General features: G+C 70.3%; 15 protein-coding genes. 9 read left to right on the top strand and 6 right to left on the bottom strand.

The genetic code is table 11. The features are described from left to right. Positions 1–64 precede the first annotated feature (64 nt). From CJ197_RS15045 to CJ197_RS01160, 8 genes are all read left to right on the top strand, one after another. Positions 65–1,522, top strand: coding sequence for an APC family permease (locus CJ197_RS15045; RefSeq protein WP_233190572.1), 1,458 nt, complete (start codon positions 65–67; stop codon positions 1,520–1,522). Positions 1,523–1,975: 453 nt separating this feature from the next. Further along, entirely contained in the window at positions 1,976–3,772 is a 1,797-nt protein-coding gene (locus tag CJ197_RS01190) for an HNH endonuclease signature motif containing protein (RefSeq protein ID WP_102234929.1), read from the top strand. Between the two features lie 66 nt (positions 3,773–3,838). Then, positions 3,839–5,017 carry an exonuclease SbcCD subunit D gene (locus CJ197_RS01185; protein WP_102234928.1) on the top strand — a complete coding sequence of 393 codons (1,179 nt, stop codon included), beginning with the start codon at positions 3,839–3,841 and terminating at the stop codon, positions 5,015–5,017. Continuing rightward, positions 5,014–8,079 (top strand): AAA family ATPase, encoded by a 3,066-nt coding sequence (locus tag CJ197_RS01180; protein WP_102234927.1) that lies wholly within the window; start codon positions 5,014–5,016, stop codon positions 8,077–8,079. The genes CJ197_RS01185 and CJ197_RS01180 overlap by 4 nt, the downstream gene beginning before the upstream one ends. A gap of 94 nt (positions 8,080–8,173) precedes the next feature. Further along, positions 8,174–8,683, top strand: a complete 510-nt coding sequence (locus CJ197_RS01175; protein WP_102234926.1) for a DUF456 domain-containing protein — start codon at positions 8,174–8,176, stop codon at positions 8,681–8,683. After that, positions 8,683–10,557, top strand: a complete 1,875-nt coding sequence (locus CJ197_RS01170) for an ABC transporter ATP-binding protein (RefSeq protein ID WP_102235004.1) — start codon at positions 8,683–8,685, stop codon at positions 10,555–10,557. The genes CJ197_RS01175 and CJ197_RS01170 overlap by 1 nt, the downstream gene beginning before the upstream one ends. Beyond that, positions 10,554–12,425, top strand: a complete 1,872-nt coding sequence (locus tag CJ197_RS01165; protein WP_102234925.1) for an ABC transporter ATP-binding protein — start codon at positions 10,554–10,556, stop codon at positions 12,423–12,425. The genes CJ197_RS01170 and CJ197_RS01165 overlap by 4 nt, the downstream gene beginning before the upstream one ends. Next, positions 12,422–13,225: a class I SAM-dependent methyltransferase gene (locus CJ197_RS01160; RefSeq protein WP_102234924.1), complete on the top strand. Its 804-nt coding sequence runs from the start codon at positions 12,422–12,424 to the stop codon at positions 13,223–13,225. The genes CJ197_RS01165 and CJ197_RS01160 overlap by 4 nt, the downstream gene beginning before the upstream one ends. A gap of 24 nt (positions 13,226–13,249) precedes the next feature. Here the strand turns inward: CJ197_RS01160 and CJ197_RS01155 are convergent, their stop codons facing one another. Genes CJ197_RS01155 through CJ197_RS01145 form a run of 3 tightly spaced genes read right to left on the bottom strand, consistent with a single transcriptional unit; the run spans position 13,250 to position 16,245 of the window. Then, complete coding sequence (locus tag CJ197_RS01155) at positions 13,250–13,888, bottom strand: ABC transporter ATP-binding protein (RefSeq protein ID WP_102234923.1); 639 nt, start codon at positions 13,886–13,888, stop codon at positions 13,250–13,252. 3 nt (positions 13,889–13,891) lie between these two features. Then, on the bottom strand, positions 13,892–15,361 hold the full coding sequence (locus CJ197_RS01150) for a hypothetical protein (protein WP_102234922.1): 1,470 nt from the start codon (positions 15,359–15,361) through the stop codon (positions 13,892–13,894). Next, on the bottom strand, positions 15,358–16,245 hold the full coding sequence (locus CJ197_RS01145; RefSeq protein ID WP_102234921.1) for a hypothetical protein: 888 nt from the start codon (positions 16,243–16,245) through the stop codon (positions 15,358–15,360). The genes CJ197_RS01150 and CJ197_RS01145 overlap by 4 nt, the downstream gene beginning before the upstream one ends. A gap of 377 nt (positions 16,246–16,622) precedes the next feature. Here CJ197_RS01145 and CJ197_RS15815 point away from each other — a divergent pair, with 377 nt between their 5' ends. After that, positions 16,623–16,979: a hypothetical protein gene (locus tag CJ197_RS15815; RefSeq protein ID WP_369801454.1), complete on the top strand. Its 357-nt coding sequence runs from the start codon at positions 16,623–16,625 to the stop codon at positions 16,977–16,979. 3 nt (positions 16,980–16,982) lie between these two features. Here the strand turns inward: CJ197_RS15815 and CJ197_RS01135 are convergent, their stop codons facing one another. Genes CJ197_RS01135 through CJ197_RS01125 form a run of 3 tightly spaced genes read right to left on the bottom strand, consistent with a single transcriptional unit; the run spans position 16,983 to position 18,121 of the window. Next, positions 16,983–17,627 carry a DUF6318 family protein gene (locus CJ197_RS01135; RefSeq protein WP_102234920.1) on the bottom strand — a complete coding sequence of 215 codons (645 nt, stop codon included), beginning with the start codon at positions 17,625–17,627 and terminating at the stop codon, positions 16,983–16,985. A gap of 24 nt (positions 17,628–17,651) precedes the next feature. Next, positions 17,652–17,813, bottom strand: coding sequence for a zinc transporter permease (locus tag CJ197_RS01130; protein WP_102234919.1), 162 nt, complete (start codon positions 17,811–17,813; stop codon positions 17,652–17,654). Further along, the gene (locus CJ197_RS01125; protein WP_102234918.1) at positions 17,810–18,121 is read right to left on the bottom strand and encodes a helix-turn-helix transcriptional regulator; all 312 of its coding nucleotides are present in this window, start codon (positions 18,119–18,121) and stop codon (positions 17,810–17,812) included. Before CJ197_RS01125 ends, CJ197_RS01130 begins: the two co-directional genes overlap by 4 nt. Between the last annotated feature and the right edge of the window lie 79 nt (positions 18,122–18,200).

Below are 18,200 nucleotides of genomic sequence, written 5' to 3'. Positions count from 1 at the left end.
CGCCCCGCGCATTGAAGGCGCCCTTGCCCCGTTTGCTGATTCTCTCGTCATGGATCAAAGCCGTGTGACCAGCACACCTCATTCTTCGTCCCTCGCCCGCCGCCTCGGCCTGCGCGACGCCGTGGTGATCGGCCTCGCCTCGATGATTGGGGCCGGAGCCTTCGTTTCCCTCGGCGCCGCTCAGGACCTCGCGGGGGTGCTCGCGCCCCTGGCGGTACTGCTGGCCGCCGGGGTGGCGCTGTGCAATGCGACCTCCACGGCACAGCTCGCCGCCCAGCACCCCACCTCCGGCGGCACGTATCACTTCGGCCGGGAGCAGCTGGGGCCGTGGTGGGGCTTCCTGGCCGGCTGGTGCTTCGTGATCGGCAAGATCGCTTCCTGTGCCGCGATGGCCCTGGTGATCGCCGCCTATCTGGTGCCAGTGAGCTGGCACCGCCCGGTCGCGGCGCTCATCGTGGCGGTGCTGACCGCCGTGAATCTCGTGGGCATCACCCGCACTGCCGCTCTGGCCCGCGTGCTCGTGACCATCGCGATCACCGCGCTCACGCTCACCGCGGTGCGGCTGCTGATCGGCGTCGCGGGGGTGCGAGGTGAGCCGGGCGGGCAGGGTGAACCGGGGGTGCCGGGGGAGCCTGGGGCGCCGGGGGAGCCGGGCGGGCAGGGCTCCCCGTCGGGCGGCCTTGCCGCCCCGGACACCCACGCCGCCGGAGAGGGCAGCGGTATCCTGGGCGCGCTGTGGGACGGTGGCCTGCCCGCCCTGCTGGGCGGCGACGGCGGCCCACTCACCGTGCTCGCCACGCTTCAGGCTGCGGCGATCATGTTCTTCGCCTTCGCCGGGTACGCCCGGGTCGCAACCCTCGGCGAAGAGGTCACGGAACCGCGTCGGACCATCCCGCGCGCCATCCTCGCGGCCCTCGGCATCGTGGCCGCCCTGTACCTTGCGCTGTCTCTCGTGCTCGTGATCGTCAGCGGCACCACCGGCCAGCCGGGCGATGCCGGCTGGGGGCCCGCGCCCTTCCGCGCCGCCCTGGAGAGCGTCGGCGCCGGCGGCGTGTGGCTCCTCATCGTGTCCATCGGGGCGGTGGCCGCAGCCTCGGGCGCGCTGCTGGCCCTCGTCGCCGGGATCTCCCGCACCATGCTCGCGATGGCACGCAACCGCGACCTGCCACCCGTGCTCGCGCACGTCTCGCCGCGCTTCTCCGTCCCGCAGCGAGCGGAGATCGCCGCCGGCGCCGGAGTGCTGCTGCTAGTGCTGCTGGCCTCTGACGTGCTCGTGGCGGTAGCGGCATCCTCCTTCGGCGTGCTGCTGTACTACGCGATCGCGAACCTCTCCGCGCTGACCCAGCAGAATCGCTGGCGCCTGTACCCCCGCCCGATGCAGATCCTGGGGCTGCTGGGCTGCCTGGCCCTAGTGATCATGCTGCCGGGCAGCACCATCGCCGCAGGCCTGCTGCTGATCGGCGCGGGCGTTCTCTACCGCCTGGCCGTCGCCGGAGTGCGAGGAGCACGCGCGAGCGCCTGAGGGGCCAAGCGTCTGAGAAGCCGAGTGCCTGGGGGCCGAGCGTCTGAGGAGACGAGCGCCTGGGCGGGCGATGCGACCGGAGGCGGCGGAGCGCTGTGTGAGCAGGCCGCCGCCTCCGGGTGTTCCCGCTGGTCCGGTCATGGACCACCTCCGTCCTGGGGTCGCTGTCGGCTGTGCGCGCACCACCATCGTGGGCTGCCAGGGTGGTGCGCTGCCACCGTCGGCCCCGGATTGTGGACAGAGGGCCGTTGTGGAGGAGAGGTCACTCAATAGAAAACCAGTGCGATTCATTGTGGAGGAGAGGTTGCGCCCTCCTGTGGAAGTTATCCACAAATTTGCGATCCCCTCTTCCGTGGTGTGTAGGGCGGCGTTACCGTCGAGGTGTTGCAGCGCGGACGCTCCTCTCCCGGCCCCCGCCGGGGCGCCCGCAGCGCAGCGGAGAGGAGGTGTGCGATGAGCGCTCCCGCGATGGCCCCCAGCCCGTTCGACGGCGATGGCGCCCACAGAGATGGCGCCCACGGCGGCGGCGTCCACGGTGGCAGCCTCCAAGGTGGTGGAACCCCCGATGACGGCGTTCGTAGCGACGGGCGCGCCCCCGACACGGCCCGCGAGCACGCCGTGCTCTCCTCCCTCCCGGACCGCTACCGACGAGTGCTCGCCCGTCAGGAACTCACCCGTGACTCCCTTGTTCAGCGCGGCGGCAGCGGTGATGATCCACAGCTCAGCGCCGCAGCGCAGGCGCTGTGGGATGCAGAGCGCGCCCACGGGCGCTCGCTCGCCGCCAAGCTCCGGGCGCTGGCCGCGCTTCATGCGATGGAGGGCGAGTACGAGGAGCTCACCGAGGTCGCAGAAGTGGATACCCTGCGCGCCGCCCTTGCTCTGCGCGTGACGCGTGGCGCGGCGGAGTGGCAGCTGCGGGACGGCTATCAGGCCGTGCATCTGTTCTCGCGCACGCTCGCCCTCCTGGAGAACGGCAGAATGCCGGCCGCGTGGTTCCAGAAAATGCTCGTGACCTCGCGCAAGCTGAGTGACGCGTCGCGTCGGGAGCTCGATATCGCTATCTCCACGTGGTCGATGCATATCAGCGCCGAACGGTTCTTCCAGCTCCTCAAGGGCCTCATCGCCCACCTCGAGCATCGGGAGGCGCAGACGGAACCTGCGGCGCCCCCAGAGCGTTCGGTGACGCTTCTGCCCTGCGAGCGGCCCGGGACGGCAATGCTCCAGGTCGAGGGGCCCATCCATGAGGTTCTCGGGGCGTGGAAGGAGCTCGATGAGTCCGCGCGAGCCGTCCAGGCCGCGCAGCGCGCCGCCCTGCGCGACGGCACCGAGATCCCCCTGGACCCCGACCGCACGGTCGAGGAGGAGCGTCGTGCCCTTTCTCTGCCCGTCCTGCGGTTCCTGCTGCTGACCGGCGCGGACCTGCGCACCGAAGGCATCCCGGTGCCCACCGAACGGTTCCGACTCAACATCACGGTGCCGATGCTGACCCTGCTGGGCGGCAGCGATGAGCCCGGCAGCATCGATGGACAGGCACCGCTGCCGCCCACCCTGGCCCGCACCCTCGCCGGTGGACAGGACACCTGGTACCGCGTCCTCACGGACCCCAGCAGCGGAGCCTTCCTCCCGCTGCCTGCCGACCGCTACCGCCCCACCACCGCGATGCTCGAGCACCTCCGGCTGCGCAACAGCCTGTGCGCCGCCCCCGGCTGCACCCGCCCCACCTCGTGGGCCTCCGAATGCGACCACATCGAGGAATGCCACCGCGGCACCCCGGGCTACGGCGGGCTCACCGAGGTCGAGAACCTGCACCTGCTGTGCTGGCAGCACCACCTCGACAAGACGAACGGACTGCTGGACCCGGTGCGGCTCCCCACGCGCTCACGCCGCGCCCCCGGCTGCACCCATTGGTCGATCGGGGCCGACGGGGATGCGATCACCGTGATCGACGATCTCGATACAGCCAGCCTGCGGATGGTCGAGACCCTCGAAGCCGCCTGGGCAGAGCACCTGCGCGGCAAGCAAACCGCCGAGGTAGTGCAGGAGCCTCCGGGAACGGCCCCTCCGCCCTCGGCCACACCGCTAGCGCGCTCGGAGGCCCGCGCGGCGATCCCACCGCCTCGGCAGCCCCGGTCGCCAGCGCCCCGGCAGCCTCGGTCCACTGCATCCCGGCAGCCGCGATCCACACCACCCCCGGCTCCACCAGCCCCACCGCCCGGCGGCTGGGGTGATGTCGGGCCGCCGCCGTTCTGATCGGGGCTCATGCCCCCGTGCCCTACCCACGTCGCTGTGTCATACCCCCTTCGTAGAGTCGAGGCCATGAAGATCCTGCACACCTCGGACTGGCATCTGGGGCGCACCCTGCACAAGGTGGACCTCCACCCGTATCAGGCTGCGTTCCTGGACTGGCTGGTGGACCTCGTCGTGCGCGAGTCCGTCGACGTCGTCGTCATCCCCGGAGACGTATACGACCGTGCCGTCCCCGCCGTCACCAGCGTGACGCTGCTGGATGACGCCCTGGCCCGCCTGGCCGCGACGGGCGCGACCGTGGTCCTGACCTCCGGGAACCATGACTCCGCCGAGCGCTTGGGGTTCGGTCGCAGCCTCATGCGCGCCGGGATCCACCTGCTCACCGACATCCCCGGCATCGACCACCCCGTCAGCGTGCAGGATGAGCACGGCGAGGTGCTGTTCTTCGGCCTGCCCTACCTCGACCCCGACCGTGCCCGCATCGACCTGGTTGGCGACGAGGAACCGCCCCTGGCACGCAGCCACGAAGCCGTCACCCGCGCTGCCCTCGAGCGGGTGCGGGAGCGTGCCGCCGCCCATGCGGACAGCGTCGGCCAAGCTCCCCGCACCGTCGTGCTCGCCCACGCCTTCGTCACCGGCGGCGAAGGCTCCGATTCCGAACGCGACCTCACCGTCGGCGGCGTGGACTCCGTGCCCGCCGGGATCCTCGGTGGCATCGACTACCTCGCCCTCGGCCACCTGCACGGCTGTCAGGATCTCAGCGCCCTCGTCGGCGCCCCCGCCTGGTACTCCGGCTCCCCACTGGCCTTCTCCTTCTCCGAACGCCACCACCGCAAAGCCGTGCTCCTCGTCGAACTCGGCACCCCCGGCATCCCCGCGCAGGTCACCCCCATGCCCACGCCTGTGCCGCGCCCCCTCACCGAACTGCGCGGCACCCTCGAGCAGATCCTCGCCCAGCAGGACGAACACGCCGGTGACTGGCTCAAAGCCGTCGTCACCGACCCCGCCCGGCCCGCCCACCTGCAGGAGCGCCTGCGCGAGGCCTATCCGCATCTGCTGCTGACCGAGTACGCCCCCGAGGGGCGCGAGGCCCGCACCGCCACCCCCGTCGTCCGCCGCGAACAGAACCCCCTCGAGGTCATGGACGAGTTCCTCGCCCACGTCACCGGGGCGCCGCCCACCCCCGCGGAGCACGACGTCATGGACCGTGCCTACGCCGCGGTGCGCGGCCGACGGGAGGCCTCATGAAGCTCCACCACCTGCGACTGATCGGCATCGGCCCCTTCGCGGGCACCGTCGAGATCGACCTCGCCGCCCTTGGCGCGAGCGGCATGTTCCTCCTCGAAGGCCCCACCGGCTCCGGAAAATCCACAATCCTCGATGCCATCGTGTACGCCCTGTACGGGCAGGTCGCCGGGGACACCAGCCCCGCCCGCATCCGCTCTCACTTCGCCCCGCCGCAGCAGGCCAGCGTCGTCGATCTCGTCTTCGAGACCGGCAGCGGGATCTACCGGGTGCGCCGCAGCCCCGAGTATCAGCGGCCCAAGCTGCGCGGCAGCGGCACCACCAAGGAGCAGGCCAAAGCGGTGCTGTGGCGCATCAGCTCCCCGCAGGCACTGCCGGAGGTGATCGCCGATGTCGCCGGCGGCGGTGGGGGAGTGGACGTGGTCGCCACGCGCATCGATGAGGTGGCCCGCGAGATCGAGCGCGCCATCGGACTGACCCGCGAGCAGTTCACGCAGACCGTCCTGCTGCCCCAGAACGAGTTCGCCCGCTTCCTGCGCGCTGACACGAAGGATCGTCAGCAGGTGCTGCAGCGCGTGTTCGGCACCGAGATCTACGCGGCGGTCGAGAAGGAGCTTGAGGAGCAGCGTCGGCAGGCCAAACGCGATGTCGATGCCGCCCGACAGACCCTCGCCACCGCCCTCGCCCGCTTCACCGAGGCTGCCGCGGTCGAGGACGAACCGGCCGCCCAGCTCGCCGACCACGCGGATGCGCTGCGGCTCGATACGCTCGCGGAAGGGGCCGACGGGATCCTCACCGCCGCGACCGCGCAGGAGGCCGAGGCCGTGACCGCCGCCCAGACCGCCCGCGCCGCCGAGAAGACCGCCCGCGAGGCAGCCGATGCCGCGCGCGCCGCTCGCACCCGGATCCAGCGCCGACGTGACCTCGACGAGCTCGCCGCACGGCTCGAACGCGAGGCCCCCGCCGCGGTTGCCGCGACGGCAGCGCTGCAGGCCGATGAGACCGCCCGGCCCGTCGTGGATCTGTTGCGCCGCCGCGACCGCGCCGCCACCCAGGCCACCCGGGCCGCCGAAGCGCTGACCGACGCGATGACAGCGGCGCGCGCCGCGCACCCGCACCTCGTGGGCCTGCTCGAGCAGCCCGAGGCCGCCGCCCAGCTCGCCACCGCTGCCGAGGAGGCGACCGCCGCGGCCGGTGCCCTCGCCGAGCTCGCTGAGCTCGAAACGGCGCTGCCTGCTCGGGAGCAGAAGCTCACTGCGCGGCGGGAAGCGCTCGCCACCGCGCAGCAGGCCCTTGCCGACCTCACGGACCAGCTCGCGGCCCGCCCGGCGCAGCGCACCGACCTCCTCGCCCAGCAGGAGCAGGCCCGCGAGCAGGCCGGACAGCTGCCCTCCGCGCAGCACGCCCTCCAGGAAGCGCAGCAGACCCAGCAGAACCTCTCCGCCCTCGCCGCGCAGGAGACCGCCACCGCCACCGCCCGCGACACGGCCGCCGCCACACTCGAGACGGCCCGCGAACTCGCCGAGACCGAAGCGGATCTGCGCCGCCGACGCTTCGCCGGAATCGCCGCGGAGCTCGCCGGGGGGCTCGAACCCCAGCAGCCCTGCCCGGTCTGCGGCGGCACCGAGCACCCGAGCCCCGCCGAGCCCGGCCCCGATGCCGTCTCCCCTGAGCAGGTCGAGGCTGCGGAACAGCAGCGCCGCCGTGCCGAGACCGCTCAGGCCGCCGCGCAGCAGGACCTCGCCCTGGCCGAGCAGAAGACGGCTGACCTGCGGGAGCGGACCGCCAGCATCACCGCCGAGGATGCCGCCGCAGCTGTCACCGCAGCCCAGCAGCAAGTCACCGCCGCGACCACCGCCCGGCAGCGCACCGCCGAGCTCGAGCAGCAGCTCACCGCCCACGACGAGGAGACCGCCCGCCTGAGCGCCACCCGGGAGCGCGACGCCCTCGCCGTGGAGCGCGAGGACACCGCGATCACCGCCACGCAGGACGCACTCACGGCGGATCGCGCCCGGATCACGGAGGCCCGCGGCGAGGACGCCACGATCACCGCCCGCCGCACCGCGCACACCGCGACCGCGCGCACCGCGACCGTCCTGCGTGAGGCCCTGCGCGAGCGCGAGGACGCCACGGAGCGCGCTGCCGAGCTCGAGCAGGAGACCGCCGAGGCGCTCGCCACGAGCGGCCTGATCACCGCCGAAGCCGCCCGCGCCGCCGCGCTCGCCGACACCGAACGCACGCGCCTGCGGCAGCAGACCCAGGCCCGTGCGGTCGACGAACAGCGCCTGGCCGACGGGCTCGCCGAGGACGGCATCGCCGACACCGACGCGAGCGACACCGCCGCCGAACAGGCCGAGCAGGCGGTGCACGCTGCCGCCGCGGCCCTCGAGCAGGCGTCTGCCCGCGCCCGCGAGGCCGGTGCTGTCTCCGCGCGCCGCACCGCCCGCGCGGAGCGCACCCGCGCCGCCCGCACGCTGCTGACCGAGGCCACCGCGCAGGTGCGCCGCGTCAGCGAGGAGGCCGGGGTGATCGTGCGGGTGGCGGACCTCGCGACCGGCCGCAGCGCCGACGGGGACCGCGTGCAGCTGTCCACCTACGTGCTCATGTGGCGCCTGGACGCGGTGATCGACGCCGCCAATGAGCGCTTGGCGCTCTTCTCCGGCTCCGAGCTCGAGCTGATGCGGGACACCGGCGCCCGCGGCGCCCGTCGGACCGGACTGGACCTGCTGATCCTGGACCGCCGCACCGACTGCACCCGCGTCCCCGAGACCCTCTCCGGCGGCGAGACGTTCTTCGTCTCCCTCGCCCTCGCGCTGGGGCTCGCCGACATCGTCATGGGGGAGGCCGGCGGCGTGCAGATGGAGACGCTGTTCATCGACGAGGGCTTCGGCTCCCTGGACCCCGAGACCCTCGAGACCGTGGTCCGCGAGATCGGGCGGCTCGCCCAGAGCGGCCGCACCATCGGCGTGGTCAGCCACGTCGGCGACATGAAATCCCAGATCGCCGAACAGATCCACGTGCGCCGCGGAGAGGACGACCGCTCCACCGTGACCATCACCGCCTGAGCGCGGCGCACCGCCCCAGGCCAGCGCACCACCCAGACCGGGGCGTCCCGATACGATGTTCCCTGGCCCGTGAACGCTCCCCAGGAGGACGAGAATGGTGGACTCCCTCACCGTCCAGATCGTCGTGACGATCCTCGCGGGTCTGGCCTACATCGTGGGGCTCGCCGGAATCATCGTGCCCGTCCTGCCGGGCACCATCACGATCGTGATCGCCACCCTGATCTGGGCGATCATCGTGGGCGGCTGGCCGGCCTGGATCGCCTTCGGCATCGTCCTGCTGCTCGGCGCGGCCGGTATGACCACCAGCTACGTCCTCACCGGGCGGCGTCTGCACCGCGCTGAGGTGCCGATGTGGCCGATCTACGTCGCCATCGTCTCCGGCATCGTCGGCATCTTCGTGATCCCCTTCCTAGGGCTGCCCATCGGCTTCCTGATCGGCCTGTACATCAGCGAGGCGATCCGCCAGAAGGACTGGCGCAAGGGGCTGACGACCATGTGGATCGCGCTGAAAGCCCTGGGGGTGGGGATCCTCATCGAGTTCAGCCTCGCAATGGCCTCCACCATCGTGTTCGCCATCGCCGTCACCGCGCACTTCGTCCTGTGATGCGCCAGCACCCCGCCGTGCTCTGGCCCGGTCTGAAACGGCTCCTCACCGGCTCCTGGGAGCAGCGCACCTGGTTCATCCTCGCCGTCATCGGGGCGATCGCCTTCGCGCTGCTGCAGATCGCGACCTCCTCGATCATCGGCCGCGTCACCGAGGACGTCATCGTGCCGTCCTTCGCCGCCGGGGAGGCCCGCCCGGCTCTGCTGGCCGGTGGGGGACTGGCGATCCTCGGCATCGCGGTGGCCCGCGCCGTCTCCGTCATGGCACGCCGCGTCTTCGCAGCCGCCGCCCAGTTCGACCTGTTCCGCCTGTACCGCGAACGGCTGGTCGCGGTCTATTCGCGCGTGCCGCTGCTGTGGCACCGCCGCCAGGCCACCGGCACCCTGCTGAGCTCCGTGTACTCCGATGTCGAGGCGACATTCTTCGCGATGGCGCCATTCCCCTTCGCGATCGCGACCATCGCGATGCTGATCTACGCCACGATCGTCGTGTTCCGCATCGACCCGGTGATCCTGCTGATCATGGTCGCGCTGATCGGGATCCTCATCATGCTGAACATCCTGCTGCAGCGCATGGCCACCCCGATCGCGATGCGCTCCCAGCAGCTGCGCGCCGAAGTCGCCGAGATCGCCCATGAATCCTTCGACGGCGCGCATGTCGTGAAGTCCCTGGGCCGCGAGAACGTCGAAGAGCAGCGCTTCACCCGCACCGCCGAAGAGCTGCGCACCACCGGCATCCGCTTCGGCTACGTGCGCGGCTGGTTCGACCCCGCGATCGACGCCCTGCCGAACCTCGGGATCCTCGCCGTCGCCGTGCTCGGCGCGTGGCGGATCTCCGAAGGGCACCTCAGCACCGGGCAGCTGGTGGAGGTCGCCTACCTGTTCACCCTCATGTCCCTGCCCATCCGCTCCTTCGGCTGGGTGCTCGGTGACCTCTCCCGCACCGTCGTCGGCGGTGGGCGCGTCCAGCAGATCCTGGATGTCACCGACCGCCGCACCTACGGCGACCGGACTCTTCCCGACGGACCCGGGGCGCTGCGCCTTCAGGACGTGAGCTTCGAATACCGCGATGACCCCGCGCAGATCATCCTCGGCCGCGGCGGCCGCCCCTCCGAGCATCTGCGCATCAGCTCCGCCCTGCACGACGTGACCCTGAGCGCGGACCCGACCGCCGGCACCCGGGTGCTCGCCGTGGTGGGGCCGACGGGATCCGGCAAGTCCTCCCTCGCCCTGCTCGCCGCGGGCCTCGTCCCACCCACCAGCGGGCGCATCACCCTGGACGGCGTGGACCTCGCGGACCTCACCGCCGAGGCGCTCACCGCGGATGTCGCCCTCGTGCTGCAGCAGGCCTTCGTCATCGACGCCTCGGTGCGGGAGAACATCACGCTGGGCACCGACATCGATGAGGAGACGATCCGCTGGGCCCTGCGCGTCGCCCAGGCCGAGCAGTTCGTCGACGCCCTGCCCGAAGGGATCGACACCGTGCTCGGGGAACGCGGCGGTTCCCTCTCCGGTGGGCAGCGTCAGCGCATCGCCCTCGCCCGCGCGCTGGCCCGCAAGCCCCGCCTGCTGATCCTCGATGACGCCACGAGCGCCTGCGACCCCAGTGTGGAGCTCGCGATCCTCGAGGGCATCCGCACCGAGATGACCGACTCCACCCTGCTGCTGATCGCCTACCGCAAATCCACGATCTCCCTCGCCGATCAGGTGGTGCTGCTGGACCACGGCCGCGTCACCGCCCGCGGCACCCACGAGCAGCTGCGCGCCACCAGCGGTGACTACCGCGCCCTCGTGGACGCCTACGACGAAGCGGCCATCTCCCACGAGCTGCTCGAAAGCCATGGCGCGAGCGACCAGTCGGGAGGTGACCGATGAGCGCCCCGACCTCCTCCCGCCTGGGCGGCGAGACCACCGCCGATGAGGGTGCGATCCGCACCATCCGTCGCGGCCTCGCCCTCACCCCCGAACTGCTGCAGGGCCTGTGGTTCACCCTGCTGCTCGCCGTCATCGCGACCGCCGGCAAGGTCGTCGTGCCAATCGCCGTGCAGACCATCCTGGACCGCGGCATCATCGCCCCCGACACCCCGGACATCGGATTCGTCGCAAGCGCCGCTGGGCTCGCCGCCCTCGTGCTGCTCGCCACCGCGAGCTGCAACGTGCTTATGAACCGCCGCCTGTTCCGCCTCGCCGAGACGGCGCTCGCCACCCTGCGCACCCGCGCCTTCCGCCATATTCACGACCTGTCCCTGCTCACCCAGGGCACCGAGCAGCGTGGCGCCCTCGTCTCACGCGTCACCAGCGACGTCGACACCGTCAGCCAGTTCATGAGCTTCGGCGGCATCATGCTCGTGGTGATGAGCTTCCAGCTGCTGCTGGCCACCGTCGTGATGGCCCTGTACTCCTGGCCGCTCGCCCTCGTGGTGTGGCTCTGCTACCTGCCGATCCTCGCCCTCATGGGCGCCCTGCAGAAACGCATCCGCGCCCGCTACCAGCAGGTCCGCACCCGCGTGGGCGCCATGCTCGGCACCGTCTCCGAATCCCTCGTCGGCTCCGCGACCGTCCGCGCCTACGGCACCGAGGAACGCACCCGACGCCAGCAGGTCCAGCGCATCCGCGATGTCCGTAACGCCCAGTTCGCGGTGCTCAGACCCCAGTCCGCCTCCTTCTTCCTCTCCGAGACGGCCGATGGCTTCGCGACCGCCGTGGTCGTCGTGGTCGGGGTGCTGCTCGGCACCGGGGCGCTCGGCATCGACCTGCCCGGCGCCGACCTCACCGCCGGGGGTGTTATCGCCTTCGTGTTCCTGGTCAGCCTGTTCAGCCAGCCGGTCCGCATGGGCATCGAGATGCTCTCGGAGGCGCAGAACGCTGTGGCCGGATGGCGGCGCGTGCTCGGCGTCCTGGACACCCCGGCCGATGTGGCAGATCCCGGCGGGGCGATGGACCCCCTGACCGGGCGGCGCACCGCCCCGCATCCGGAGGCGACCGCGCTGCCGGAGGGGCTGCTGGACATTGCGGTGCGCGAGCTGCGCTACCGCTACCCGACCGGCCCCGAGGTGCTGCACGGCATCTCTGTCACCATTCCGGCTCGTTCCACTGTCGCGATCGTGGGGGAGACCGGCTCGGGCAAGACGACGTTCGCGAAGCTCCTCACCCGCATGATGGACCCCGCCTCCGGCAGCATCGAGATCGGCGGTGTGCCGCTGGACCGCGTGCCCTATGCCTCTTTGCGCTCGCGCGTGATCATGGTGCCGCAAGAGGGCTTCCTGTTCGACACCACCGTCGCCGGGAATCTCCGCTACGGCAGACCCGATGCGACCGAGGAGCAGATGCGCCAGGCGCTCGCCGAACTGGGCCTCGCCACCTGGGCGGAGGAGCTTCCCGAAGGTCTCGACACCCCCGTCGGCCAGCGTGGAGAGTCCCTCAGCGCGGGGGAGCGGCAGCTCGTGGCCCTCGCCCGCGCCTACCTCGCCGACCCCGATGTGATCGTCCTCGATGAGGCGACCAGCGCCGTGGACCCCGCCGCGGATGTCCGTCTCCAGCAGGCGATCGACGGGCTCGCGCGCGGCCGCACCACCATCACGATTGCGCACCGGCTCTCGACCGCTGAGCGGGCCGACCAGATCCTCGTGCTCGACCACGGGCACCTCGTCGAGCATGGCACCCATGCCGAGCTCGTGCAGCTCGACGACGGGATCTACGCGGGGCTGCACCGCTCGTGGGTGGCGCACCGGGCCCAGCGATGACCGGTCCGCGCTTCCGCGATGCGGCCCGCAAGCGCGAGCTCGCGGGCGCCTTCGCCGGCCAGGGCGCGGACTACGACCGGCTGCGGCCCGGCTATCCGGACGCGGCGATCGACGCGATGCTCGCACCGCTCCAGCAGGCCGCCCCGCTCGCCCGGTTCACCCCGCCGCTGCGCGCGATCGACCTCGGCGCCGGCACGGGCAAGCTCTCCTGGGCGCTCGCGGAGCGGGGGCTCGAGGTCACCGCCGTGGACACGAGCGAGACCATGCTCGAGGTCGCCCGGGCCCGCGGCGGTTCGGTCGCCGGAGGATCGCTCGCGACCCACCTCGCCCGCGCCGAGGAGACCGGGCTGCCCGGCGCGTCCGCCGAGCTGGTCACGGTGGCGCAGGCCTGGCACTGGTTCGAGGCCGAGGAGGCGTCGGCCGAGGTCGCACGGCTGCTCGCGCCCGGGGGAGTGCTCGCCCTGGTGTGGAACATGCTTGACGTGACGATCCCGTGGGTGCACCGCCTCTCGCGGATCATGCACGCCGGTGACATCCACCGCGAGGACTTCCTGCCCACGGTCGGCCCCGGGCTCGAGCTGATCGGCCGCGAGGTGCACGAGTGGGAGGACCCGATGTCCACCGGCGACGTCATCGACCTCGCCCGCACCCGCAGCTACGTGATCACCGCCCCCGAGGTGCGCCGGCAGAAGGTGCTCTCGAACCTCGACTGGTACCTCCACGACCACCTCGGACACGCCCGCGGCGCGACCGTCGGCGTCCCGTACCGCACCGACCTGTTCCTCTATCGAGTCATATGATCCTTGGGCGGCCCAGTGCGCAGGTCATCGAGACTCTGTGACCGTTCCGCCCTCGATAGTCAGCTGGACATCGCTCAGGGATTCGATCTCACGCTGATCATGCGTCGTGAAGACGACGGTCTTCCCTGCCTCACGCGCCGAGGTGATGACGGAGCGGACGATCTCCACGCCGGAGGTGTCCATGGCGTTGAACGGTTCGTCCAGGATCAGCACCGTCTGATCCTCCATGATGGCCTGGGCCAGAGCCAATCGCTGTCGCATACCCAGCGAATAGCGGGACACTTTCTCGGGATTGTCCGGATCGAGCCCCACCTGGCTCAGCACCTCTCGGATGTGTGACTCGCCGATCACGTCGCGCAGCGAAGCGAGAAAGGTGAGGTTCTTGAGCCCGGTGCGGGTCGGGATGAACCCCGGACGGTCGATGATGAGCCCGAACTTCTCGGGGAACGCCCCGTCCTCGGACAGGAAGGAGGGGTCGATGGTGATGGTGCCGTCGTCCGGCGGGATCAGTCCGGTGAGCAGCCTCAACAGCACCGACTTCCCGGAGCCGTTCGGGCCCACGAGGCCGTATACGAGCCCTTGTTCGATGGTGAGGTCGACTCCGTGGAGGACGGGGCGGCGACGAAAGCGCTTCGAGACGTTCTGCGCAGTGATGACGTGCATGGATCATGCCTCCGGGGCGATGAGCTGGTTCTTGACGGCGAGGACGATCGCGATGCTGAGAGCGGCGAGCGTCATCGCGAGGACCGCGAGGTTCTGGATGGCGTCGTGCAGTGAGCTCTCGTCGAGGACGAGAAGATGATTCAGGCCGACGGGCACGGTCCGCGGTGCGATGAGCTCCGGGGCGACGAAGAGCACGCCGAAGACGGCGCACCACAGCGGAATCGACGAGCTGGCCAGGCGGACCGTGCACAGCACAGTGGCGTACAGCGTGGCCTGCAGCACGGTCGCGAGAACCCAGTAGGCCCCTGTAGCCAGGTCGCCCAGGTCCACGCTGCCGAGGGCACGGGGCTGCCCGAGAGCAGCGAGCAGGAGGGCGACGATCGGGAGCATCGACACTGCGAGGGCGACGCGCGCCGAGTCCCGCACGAGGAAGAGGAACCATCGCAGGGAGCCCGCTCCGCGTGCGTGCACCATCGGCCACAGAGCGATGTACTCCTCGACCTTGACCAGCATGACCACGGCGGGGAACAGGCTGAACACCTGGACGGTGAGCAGAGCGGGGAGTGACGGACCGATGTCGGAGCCGAGTCGCGAACCGTGGAGATCGATCAACAGTGCATCTCCGAGATCTCCGGTCACGTCGAGGACCCGCCCGCTGGATATCGTGAGACCGCAGGTCAAGGCTGCGATGACGGCGAGAATTGCGCGGCGTGCGGGAAGTCGTCCGGAGCGATGGATGTCGGCTACCGCGCCGATCAGGAGCGGGAGCGCACCGATGGCGAGAAGGACTGCAGTCGCCGAAATCCCGGGCGGGAACTGCCTCATCACCGCTTCGATGCCGAACCACGCCCCCAGCGGGATCACCGAATCCCACAGGTTGGACGCGTACAGCACGACCACCAGGGCGAAAAGGCAGATGGCGACCGCTCGACGGGAGATGAACGTCGCGGCAAGACCCGCCCAGAGACTGATCGCAAGAAAGGTCGCGGAGAGGTTCAGCAGGGCGAGCACGATCGATCCGAGTGGGGAGATCGATCCGGCGGGAAGCGCCTCAGCAGTCGCTGGGCTCAGAGTCTGGATCCCGTCGATCGTGACCCAGCGGTCGACCCAACGGGCGCGGGAGGCGAGGATTGCGCAGACTCCTAGCCAGATGGCCATGCCGCCGGCGAGGGCCGGGGCGGCCGCCCGCGCGGGTAACCAGACGGCGCGGGCACGTGAACCGATCCGGGCGATCACATGGGCGTCCCCCACGGGCGGGAGGGTGGCGATGAGGGCGAGAGCGATCCCTGGGACGATGTAGTCCGACAGCGGCACAGCAGCCATCGCGATGATCTCGGGTGCGGTGGCAGGACTCTCGAAGAGAGGCGCGTCGATGAAAGAGCTGATCTCCCGGAAGATCCCCAACGTCTGGTACACGACCCCCGCGATGTAGAGGGCGATGACCGCTGCCCAGGCCCATCGAGTGCCGATCACGTCAGGGCACGGATCTGGTCGGGACGGCGCCAGATCCATATCGCGCAGACCACCGCCGGAAGGAGATAGATGGCCGCAGCGATGAGCGGGGTCGCGATGGGCCAGGGCTGGATCGAGGACATCATCGGGAACACCGCCAATGTGTAGTCCACGGCCCCGATCCCGAAGGAGACATCGGCGAGGACGACGTTGAGCGCGTACCCCCAGGCGAAGGGGATGAGGACGGCGATTCGCGGCCATGGCAGGACCAGTGAGAACACCGCCGCATAGGCGCCGTGGAGACCGCCCCAGACGCCTGTCCAGACGGCCAGGACCAGATAGAAGAGGGTGAGCGACGAACCCGCGACAGGAGAGAGGATCCCGACGCCGGTGTACTCGCTCATGATGAACCGGTCGTAGCTCGCGCTGAGATCCGTCAACTGCTCGGGACGGTCAATCGCCGTGTAGAACACCTGCGGCTCGAAGGAGATGAGAATGCCACCGACGATCGTGATCGTCGAGGCGATGAGTATCGTGGCGAAGCCGCTCGCGAAGGTTCCCACGACCGCGCGCATCACGAATCGGGGAAGCGGGGTGCGGGAGCTGGTCGCGATCCATCCGCGATCGATGCTCATCGTCGCCAATCGTGAGGAAGCCACGATGGGGGTGCCGATCAGCAGCAGATACGGGAAGAGTCCCGACATCCCCCTGCCGACGACTCCCGAGCGGGACCAGAAGGTGTAGTCGCCGACGACTGCCTGCAGGTACACCACACTCGCCACCCCGAAGACGACGCCGACGAGCACGGAGAGACGCAGCGGGCTGAGCGAGAGCGCGACGCGCCAGGCGCGCCGACGGGCAACATTGCTCGTCGACGCGCCCGGTGTGCGGACAGGCGTGGTCAATTGCTCCTCCACGTCCCCGTTCCGGCGAGCGCGCCGCCCATGGATAGTCCCAGAGCCAGTGCCATGGCGCCGAGGATCTCAGCAGTTTTCAGGAGAGGGGGGGCTTAATTGGGTGTGCCTCTTTCTGGTTTCGGTGGATGCCGAGGCGCATGTCCTGAGCATGCGACGGTGCTGCGCGCTCAGGATCCCTCGGCGCGGCTCACGCTACTCCCGTCCGCGTGACAGTCGTCGGAGAAAGTACGCCCGTGACCAAACCGTGATCTAGGGCACGGTATGTGTGCGGACGTTGGGCTTTATCGAGGGCTGTCTCTCCGTCGACCGCTGAACGTCCGGCTCGCCCTGTCCGCTCCCGTGGAGCGGGTGAACCGCCCCTTCCAATGTCTCGTCGTCGTCGCCCCGCGCTCGTGCTCCTGGTCCCCGTGGGGGCGATCGGCATCTCCCAGCTGCTGAACCCCGACGGGCAGGGGCAGCGGCTATGCATCGCTCGCGCGCTCGCGGGGCGGCGGGTTCTCGCCCCGAGCGGGGTGCTGGCCCTGGTGTGGAATCAGCTGGATGTGACGATCCCGTGGGTGCACCGCCTGGCCCGGATCATGCACGCCGGGAATGTGCTGCGCGAAGGGTTCCGGCCGGCAACGGGAGAGGGGGTGGAGCTGCACGAGCACCTCGGACACGCTCGCGGCGCGACCGTCGGCATCCCGTACCGCACCGAGCTGTTCCTGTACCGGGCGGGGTGAAGATCAGCTATCGGAAGCGCCGCCGCCCCCATCGGAGGGCCTGCCGGGCGGGGCGATCGCCATATCGGTCACGCGCCAGCGCTCGCCGTCCCAGGCGACCGTCGCGATGATCTGCCCGGAGACCGATTCGAGCGGCAGCGGCTCGAGGTTCGGGTCATCCACCAGGGTGCTTTCGGCCTGCGTGAAGTCAGCGGTGACCGTGCCGGTCGCGGGCGGCTCCCCGGTGCCCTCGAAGCTTGCATCGTGCACCTCGAAGGCACCGCCCACGAGATAGCCGCCCCGGTCCTTCAGCACCTCGGCATTGTCCAGGAAGCTCAGGCACACCTGGCATTTCGGGTCCACGCTCTGGCGCCACACCTCGGTGTCGCCGCTGCTCATCATGTAGTCATAGCTCAGCAGCAGATGCGCGAGAGTCGCCTCCGCTCCCGCGGCGCTCTGCTCAGTCAGCTCCGGGGGATCCTCCGGACGCGGCAGCTCGGGGCGGGGCGGCTGGTCGGCAGGATCCATCGCCCGACGCCCCTCGGGCACCGGCGTGTCCTGAGACGACGAATCGCCACCGCGCAACGCCCCGATCCCCGCAATCCCGAGCGGGAGCGCGAGGAGCAGGGCGAGCACGATGACGACAAGGCGTTGGCCGGGCTTGTTCACCCGGCCAACGGTAGATCACTTCGCTCAGTGCTCGTCGTAGTGATCCTCATGCACGGCGTGCTTGTGGCCGTCATGCAGGTAGTCCACGTGATCCTCGTGCTTCACGGCCTCGTGGCCGCAGTTCTCGCCATGCTTGTGCTCGGCGACGGTGTGCTCGGCGACCTTCTTCTCGCAATCGGTGCTCATGATGTCTCCTCAGGGTTGTGCTGGTGATGCAGGACATGGGCCACGGCGTCTTCGACGACGTGTGCCACATGCGCATCGGCCAGGGAGTACACGGCTTCCCGGCCGATCCGTTCCACGGTGACCAGGTGCGTCTGTCGCAGAGTGCGCAGATGCTGAGAGACCAGGGGCTGGGACAGTCCGGTGGCCTCGGTGAGGGCGCCGACGGAGCGCGGGTGCTCCGCCAGCAACCGCACGATCTGCAGCCGCGACTCGTGGCCCAGCTGCTTGAACAGCAGGGCCGCGAGCTGGGTGCCGCGATCGATGGTCATGGAGCCATCACATCACACATATAAGAAGATTGCAATATGCGCATGAAGCTATGCGTGTTCGCGCGAAGAGTTCCCCGGG

This window comes from Brachybacterium sp. UMB0905, assembly GCF_002871795.1.
In the GTDB taxonomy this organism is placed as follows: domain Bacteria; phylum Actinomycetota; class Actinomycetes; order Actinomycetales; family Dermabacteraceae; genus Brachybacterium.
Note: the sequence above shows the minus strand (reverse complement) of the source record. Positions and strands in the feature narration are given on the sequence as shown.